Raw genomic sequence first — 6,699 nt, 5'->3', positions numbered from 1 at the left:
TGGATCAACCATAGCGCTTCGGGGGAGGTGAAGGTAGCCCTCTGAGCTGGGCATTAGTGATCAGCTGGGTACTTGTCCATGGAGACCCCCCAGGTTTGAACGATCTGAATACATGCCTACCGGATCTGTCGCCGGGAGCGCAACCGCCCGCCGAGTCCCGGTTGAGGCGTGCGGAGCACAGTCGGGGTGCCGGGTTCGGGTTCGATACAGAGACCTGGACCACCCTCGGTTGCACGTCCAATAGTAGGAAGTCAAACTATTCTCATGACGACGTCCCTCGCGCCCGCGTTGCACAAGCCGGTCAACCCGGTGCGCTTCGTGACCGCGTCCAGCCTCTTCGACGGCCACGACGCGGCGATCAACATCATGCGGCGCATCCTGCAGGCGCAGGGCGCGGAGGTCATCCACCTCGGGCACAACCGGTCGGTCGCCGAGGTCGTGACCGCGGCGGTCCAGGAGGACGCGCAGGGCATCGCCATCAGCGCCTACCAGGGCGGGCACGTCGAGTACTTCTCGTACCTGGTCGAGTTGCTGAACGAGCGCGGTGCCGGGCACATCCGGGTCTACGGCGGCGGTGGCGGCGTCATCGTGCCCGAGGAGATCGAGCTGCTGCACTCCCGCGGGGTCGCGCGGATCTTCTCGCCGCAGGACGGGCAGACGCTCGGCCTCGCCCGCATGATCAACCTGATGATCGAGGAGTGCGACCACGCGCTCACCGCGCCGTTCAGCCACGACGCGCTGCTGACGGGAGCCGACGAGGCCCTGGCGCGCGCGATCACGCACATCGAGGCGGGCACGGCCGAGCCGCTGGAGGCCACGCGCAAGGTCCCGGTGCTCGGCATCACGGGCACCGGTGGCTCCGGCAAGTCGTCGCTCACCGACGAGCTCGTCCGCCGCTTCCGGCTCGACCAGCAGGACAAGCTGCGCATCGCCGTGCTCGCGGTCGACCCGACCCGGCGCCGCGGCGGTGGCGCGCTGCTCGGCGACCGGATCCGGATGAACTGCCTCGACGGCGACCGGGTGTTCTTCCGCTCGCTGGCCACGCGCCGCGCCGGCAGCGAGATCCCGGACGGCCTGGAGCAGGCCATCGTGGCGTGCAAGGCCTCCGGTGCCGACCTGGTCATCGTCGAGACCCCCGGCATCGGCCAGGGCGACGCGGCGATCGTGCCGTTCGTCGACTTCTCGCTGTACGTGATGACGCCGGAGTTCGGTGCCGCGTCGCAGCTCGAGAAGATCGACATGCTCGACTACGCCGACGCCGTGGCGATCAACAAGTTCGAGCGCCGCGGTGCCGAGGACGCGCGCCGCGACGTGGCCCGCCAGATGGTCCGCAACCGCGAGGCGTTCGGCGTGAAGTGGGAGGACATGCCGGTCTACGGCACGTCCGCCGCGACGTTCAACGACGACGGCGTCACCGCGCTCTACCAGTTCCTGCGCGACGGCCTGAAGGAGCACGGCCTGCACGTCGAGGACGGCGCGCTGGCACCGGTGTCCGGCAAGACGTCGACCAGCGCGTCCACCGTCGTGCCCGCCTCCCGCGCCCGTTACCTCAGCGACATCTCCGACACCGTGCGCGGCTACCACCGCCGCACCGAGGAGCAGGTCGCCGCGGTCCGCGCGCACACCCAGCTCACCGCGGCGCAGAAGGCGCTGGAGGCAGCGGGGAAGGGCGTCGCGGACATCGCGGAGCTCGCCTCCGCCGCCGAGCGCGGCCTCGACCGCGACACCACCGACCTGCTCGGTGCGTGGCCCGCGACCGTCGAGCAGTACAGCGGTGACGAGCTCGTGTTCACGGTGCGCGACAAGGAGATCCGCACCAGGCTCACGCGGGAGACGCTGTCCGGCAACCAGGTCCGCCGCGTCAGCCTGCCCCGGTACGACGACGAGGGCTCGCTGCTGCGGTTCCTGCGCAAGGAGAACCTGCCGGGCTTCTTCCCGTTCACCGCGGGCGTCTTCCCGTTCAAGCGCGAGGGCGAGGACCCGGCGCGCATGTTCGCGGGCGAGGGCGACGCGTTCCGCACCAACCGCCGCTTCAAGTACCTGTCGAAGGGCAATCCGGCCACCCGCCTGTCGACCGCGTTCGACTCGGTGACGCTCTACGGCCGTGACCCCGACACCCCGCCGGACGTCTACGGCAAGATCGGCACCTCCGGTGTCTCGATCGCGTCGCTGGACGACATGAAGGCGCTCTACGACGGCTTCGACCTGGTCGCGCCGACGACGTCGGTGTCGATGACGATCAACGGCCCGGCGCCGACGATCCTCGCGTACTTCCTCAACACCGTGATCGACCAGCAGGTCGCGAAGTTCACCGCCGAGGAGGGCCGCGAGCCGTCCGCGGAGGAGCACGCCCGGATCAAGGCGTTCGCGCTGGCCAACGTCCGCGGCACCGTGCAGGCCGACATCCTCAAGGAGGACCAGGGCCAGAACACCTGCATCTTCTCCACGGAGTTCTCGCTGCGCATGATGGCGGACATCCAGGAGTGGTTCATCCAGCAGCAGGTGCGCAACTTCTACTCGGTGTCGATCTCGGGCTACCACATCGCCGAGGCCGGGGCGAACCCCATCAGCCAGCTCGCCTTCACGCTCGCCAACGGCTTCACCTACGTCGAGTCGTACCTGGCGCGCGGCATGAACATCGACGACTTCGCGCCGAACCTGTCGTTCTTCTTCTCCAACGGCATGGACGCGGAGTACAGCGTCATCGGCCGCGTGGCCCGGCGGATCTGGGCCGTGGCCATGCGCGACCGCTACGGCGCCTCGGAGCGGTCGCAGAAGTTCAAGTACCACGTGCAGACCTCGGGCCGTTCGCTGCACGCGCAGGAGATGGACTTCAACGACATCCGCACCACGCTGCAGGCGTTGTGCGCGCTGTACGACAACTGCAACTCCCTGCACACCAACGCCTACGACGAGGCGATCACCACTCCCACGGAGTCGTCCGTCCGGCGCGCGATGGCCATCCAGATGATCATCAACAAGGAGTGGGGCCTCTCGGCCAACGAGAACCCGCTGCAGGGCTCGTTCGTCATCGACGAGCTGACCGACCTCGTCGAAGAGGCCGTGCTGATGGAGTTCGACCGCATCTCCGAACGCGGCGGCGTCCTCGGCGCGATGGAGACCGGCTACCAGCGCGGCCGCATCCAGGACGAGTCGATGCTCTACGAGCAGCGCAAGCACGACGGCTCGCTGCCGCTGGTCGGCGTCAACACCTTCCTGCCGGAGGACGGCACCCGCGAGGTCGTGAAGATCGAGCTCGCGCGCGCCACCGAGGAGGAGAAGGAGTCGCAGGTCGAGCGGACCCGCGCGTTCCAGGCCGCGCACCGCGACGAGGCCCAGAAGGCCCTCGCACGCCTGCGCGAGGTGGCGCAGACGAACGAGAACGTGTTCGCCGTGCTGATGGACGCCGCACGCGTGTGCACGCTCGGTCAGATCACCGAGGCGTTCTTCGAGGTGGGCGGCCAGTACCGCCGCAACATCTGACCCCTGCTTCTGCAAGTACCACCAACTCAACATCAACAGGCACTTTTCTACTACCAACAGCGCCTCCGACCGCCTGCCGACGCGGTCCTAGTTCGTTGGACGACGAACATGTTGGTAGTAGTTGGCGGCGGTTTGATCAAGGGTTGGTGGTACTTGCAGACGCCCTTGCCGACAGGGGCAAGGGGCTAGACGGCGTAGGGGCGGCCGACGATCCACCCGCCCACCCGGTCGGGCAGCTCGTCGGTCGGCACCAGCTCGACCGGGTCACCCACGTTCACCACGCCGGGCCGCACCACCCAGCTGTCCAGGCACAGCACCCCGCCGAACTCGTGCCGGATCCGCCGGTGCACGTCCAGGTCCTGCGCCCCGGTGTCGGGGTCGATCGTCGTCACCACGCACCGCGCCCGCTGCCGGTACATGCCGATGACGACGTCGCCGACCACCAGCGCGTGCCCCGGCCAGCTCTCCTCCTCGCCGGCCTCGACCCCGCCGACGAGGATGTTGGGCCGCAGCCGCCGCACGTCCACGCCCGCCGCCGCGACCTGGCCGTCGGTGGCCACCAGGACGTTGAGCACGTCGAAGCGCTCCGGCCCGGTGTAGCGGGTCAGCCGGCCGCCGAACGGCAGCACCCGCTCGTGCGCTTCCCAGCTGTCCCACGGGTGCCCGTCCACGAGCGGGCCGTCCGGCCCGGTCGTCGCGGGGATGGTCAGCAGGCCGTACCGGGTGCGGCCGGTCAGGACCCCGCGCGGGCCCTGCACGTGCACGAGCCGGTCGCCCTCGACCCCGTCGGAGGTGAAGGCCGCCGACTTCAGCGGCTCGCCGCCGAGCGACTTCACCGGGTAACGCCACAGTCCTGAGACGTGCATCGGTCTACTCCGTCGGGAGGTCGTGGGTGGAGGTGGGGTCGACGCGCCGGTCCGCGGCGGCGATCCGCACGTCGTTGATGCTCGCCTCACGCCGGGACATCAGGCCGGACGGAGCGAACTCCCAGTTCTCGTTGCCGTAGCTGCGCCACCACTGGCCGTCGTCGTCGTGCCACTCGTACTGGAAGCGGACGGCGATGCGGTCGTCGCCGAACGCCCACAGCGACTTGCGGAGCGCGTAGCCGTGCTCGCGCTCCCACTTGCGCGTCAGGAACGCGACGATCTCGCCGGTCCCGCGCACGAACTCGGACCTGTTGCGCCACACCGAGTCCGGTGTGTAGGCGCGGGCCACGCGCTCCGGGTCGCGGGTGTTCCAGGCGTCCTGCGCGGCCTGCACCTTCTGCCGGGCGGTGTCGGCGTCGAACGGTGGCACGAGGGTCACGGCGGCGTCCTTTCCAACGGTTGGGAGACACCGCAAACGTTAGAACACGACACTAATGGATGCAAGGACGTGTTACCGTTAGGTCGTGTTGCTCACGCCCGACGAACCCCGGCCGGTCCTGCTCATGAACACGATCTGGGCGAACCGGTCGCAGGTGAACGACGACCTGGTGACCGTCGCTGGGCTGAACGGGTTCCTCGGGTTCGCCGCCGGTGAGACCGGCGAGGACGACCTGCGCGCGTTCCGCACGCTCCGCCAGGCCCTGCGGGACCTCGCCGCCGTGCTGACGCAGGACACGCGTGCGGTCGCCCAGGACCGCGACCTCGCGCGGGCCGTCACCGACCTCAACCTCGCCGCCAAGCGCGCCACCGAGTGGCCGCAGCTCGCGGAGGAAGACGGAAAACTGGTGCGGCGCAACGAAGTCGGCGGTTCGCGGGTCGACCGCGCGCTGGCCTCTATCGCGGCCGAGGCGGTGGAGCTGTTCACCGGCGAGCAGCAGGTGCTGTTGCGAGCCTGTTACGCGCCAGGGTGTGTGCTCTACTTCGTGAAGGACCACCCGCGGCGGGAATGGTGCTCACCGGGCTGCGGCAACCGGGTCCGCGCGGCCAGGCACTACCGGCGCAACCGGGCGGGCGAGTGAGCGAACCGCCTGGTCCGAACGGGTTTTCCTGATCGCACGGCCTACACGTGAGCCGCCCGAGTTCCGATAAGTGGACAAGGGAGCGCTTTTTTGTGTGGTGGTGATCCGCGATGTCCCGAGAATCCGTACCAGGCCACGACATCAGCTATCACCTCGTCTGCTTCGACGAGACCGGCAACGAGCGGGGGCACGACAGCGCGGACGTCCTACGCGACGCACGCGCCGGTGTCACCGATGTTTTCTTCTTCGTGCACGGGTGGAACGGTGACGTCCCGGCCGCCCGGCACCAGTACGGCCAGTGGGTCGCGACGATGGCCGCCTGCGGGGCGGAACGTGCGGCGGCGCACCGGCTTCCGGGCGGGTTCCGCGCACTGCTGGTCGGCCTGCACTGGCCGTCGAAGGCGTGGGGCGACGAGGACGTCAGGTCGGAGGAGTTCGTCAGGGTCTCGGCCGCGCGGCTCGGCGGGGGAGCGGCCCGCACGGCCGCGGTGCGCACGATCGTGCAGGCCGCACTGCACCACCCGTGCCGGATGTCGCCCGCCGTCAAGGAGGCCTACGTCTACCTCGAAGGCTCGGTGCCGGACCTGCCGGGCGAGGACGGGATGCCGTTCGACCCCCAGCAGCTCTACCGCGCGTGCCTGGAGGACCCCGCGCTCGGCGGCATCCTGTCGCCGTTGCGGATCCTGACGTTCTGGAAGATGAAACGGCGTGCGCGGGTGTTCGGCGACAGCGGTGCGGCCCGGATCGCCCGCGAGGTCGCCCAGGTCGCACCGGACGCGCGCATCCACCTGATGGGCCACAGCTTCGGCTGCATCACCGCGACCGCCATGGCGACCGCGGTGCCGGCGGCGACGCTCACCCTGGTGCAGGGCGCGATGTCGCTGTGGTCGTTCGCGGAACGGCTGCCAGACGAACCGGGAGCCGGTCACTTCCGCGGCGTGCTCGGCCGGGTGCCCGGCCCGATCGTCGTGACCACCTCGGCGCACGACCACGCGATCGGCCGGTTCTACCCGCTGGCCGCGCGGTCGGGCCGGCAGCTCGACCTCGACGCGTACCCGAAGTACGGCGGCATCGGAGCCCATGGCGTGCAAGGCACCTACGTCCACGGCCACCACGTCGGGTCGGTCGGCGACCTGGTCAGGGGTCAGGTGCACAACGTCGACTGCTCGTCGGTGATCCGCCGCGGCGACGGGATCGCGGGTGCGCACAACGACATCTGCCACCCGGAGCTGGCACGCGTGCTGTGGCGGGCCGTGCTGGCCCGCTGACGG

General features: G+C 69.6%; 5 protein-coding genes. 3 read left to right on the top strand and 2 right to left on the bottom strand.

The genetic code is table 11. The features are described 5' to 3' along the window. Positions 1–264 precede the first annotated feature (264 nt). Entirely contained in the window at positions 265–3,483 is a 3,219-nt protein-coding gene (gene icmF / locus ACZ7CD_RS28035; protein ID WP_470371230.1) for a fused isobutyryl-CoA mutase/GTPase IcmF, read from the top strand. Between the two features lie 185 nt (positions 3,484–3,668). Here the strand turns inward: icmF and ACZ7CD_RS28030 are convergent, their stop codons facing one another. Both ACZ7CD_RS28030 and ACZ7CD_RS28025 read right to left on the bottom strand, forming a co-directional pair. Beyond that, the gene (locus ACZ7CD_RS28030) at positions 3,669–4,349 is read right to left on the bottom strand and encodes an MOSC domain-containing protein (RefSeq protein WP_458431313.1); all 681 of its coding nucleotides are present in this window, start codon (positions 4,347–4,349) and stop codon (positions 3,669–3,671) included. A 4-nt stretch (positions 4,350–4,353) separates the two neighbouring features. Next, the gene (locus ACZ7CD_RS28025; protein WP_360396291.1) at positions 4,354–4,788 is read right to left on the bottom strand and encodes a nuclear transport factor 2 family protein; all 435 of its coding nucleotides are present in this window, start codon (positions 4,786–4,788) and stop codon (positions 4,354–4,356) included. A gap of 85 nt (positions 4,789–4,873) precedes the next feature. Between ACZ7CD_RS28025 and ACZ7CD_RS28020 the strand changes: the two genes are divergently transcribed. Continuing rightward, entirely contained in the window at positions 4,874–5,428 is a 555-nt protein-coding gene (locus tag ACZ7CD_RS28020; protein WP_360396292.1) for a CGNR zinc finger domain-containing protein, read from the top strand. Between the two features lie 110 nt (positions 5,429–5,538). Beyond that, positions 5,539–6,696 (top strand): hypothetical protein, encoded by a 1,158-nt coding sequence (locus ACZ7CD_RS28015; RefSeq protein WP_470380051.1) that lies wholly within the window; start codon positions 5,539–5,541, stop codon positions 6,694–6,696. Positions 6,697–6,699: the final 3 nt, after the last annotated feature.

The organism is Lentzea sp. NPDC036949 (assembly GCF_055608075.1).
Note: the sequence above shows the minus strand (reverse complement) of the source record. Positions and strands in the feature narration are given on the sequence as shown.

Excerpts from the sequence above, each read along its gene's own strand:
- ACZ7CD_RS28015 (WP_470380051.1), top strand. The coding sequence starts at position 5,539 with ATGTCCCGAGAATCCGTACCAGGCCACGACATCAGCTATCACCTCGTC.
- icmF (WP_470371230.1), top strand. The coding sequence starts at position 265 with ATGACGACGTCCCTCGCGCCCGCGTTGCACAAGCCGGTCAACCCGGTG.
- ACZ7CD_RS28030 (WP_458431313.1), bottom strand. The coding sequence starts at position 4,349 with ATGCACGTCTCAGGACTGTGGCGTTACCCGGTGAAGTCGCTCGGCGGC.